Origin of the sequence: Corynebacterium sp. HMSC29G08 (assembly GCF_001806875.1) — a bacterium.
In the GTDB taxonomy this organism is placed as follows: domain Bacteria; phylum Actinomycetota; class Actinomycetes; order Mycobacteriales; family Mycobacteriaceae; genus Corynebacterium.
Genome location: NZ_KV786209.1, coordinates 1 through 499, shown reverse-complemented (window position 1 = coordinate 499; position 499 = coordinate 1). Strand labels below are relative to the sequence as shown.

Below are 499 nucleotides of genomic sequence, written 5' to 3'. Positions count from 1 at the left end.
CGTACCGGTTCAAAAAAGTCGGATATTTGCGGTGCCTTCACCGGCTCCGGCAGTACTGCTTTGATTGGGAAGGTCAATCCGTACTCTTCCTCTAACGCTGCGATCTGCGCATTGGCGATCTCCAGGTTGTGGTGCTGGTCAAAATCATCCAGGATTTTATGGCCCTTCGCGTAAAACTGCGCCACCACACTGCGACGCTGGCATACCTGTGCAAGATTGCTCTTCCACCGTGGTGCCGCCGCGTGCGTGTTGTGTGCGATCAGACTGTCCGAGGTGCAGGTTTCATACGTGCCGTTGGCAAAAAGCCATAAGATTTCACCAGTATCAGGATCCGGAACATAAAACCCGCGTTTATCGGTCTTTAAGTTGTGGTGTTTTTGACACAACGGATACAGGTTGCCTGGTGTGGTTTTCCCACCCTGACCAAATGGGATCCGGTGATCTAGCTGGCATAGCTGTGATGGGATTGTGCAGCCTGGGAACACACAATGCGTATGAC

2 pseudogenes are annotated in these 499 nt (G+C 52.3%); both read right to left on the bottom strand.

From position 1 onward, the window contains the following. Nucleotides 1-386, bottom strand: a pseudogene (locus HMPREF3101_RS11830) (hypothetical protein); the annotation flags it as partial. 21 nt (nt 387-407) lie between these two features. Next, nucleotides 408-485: pseudogene (locus tag HMPREF3101_RS12330) on the bottom strand (hypothetical protein); the annotation flags it as partial. Nucleotides 486-499 lie beyond the last annotated feature (14 nt).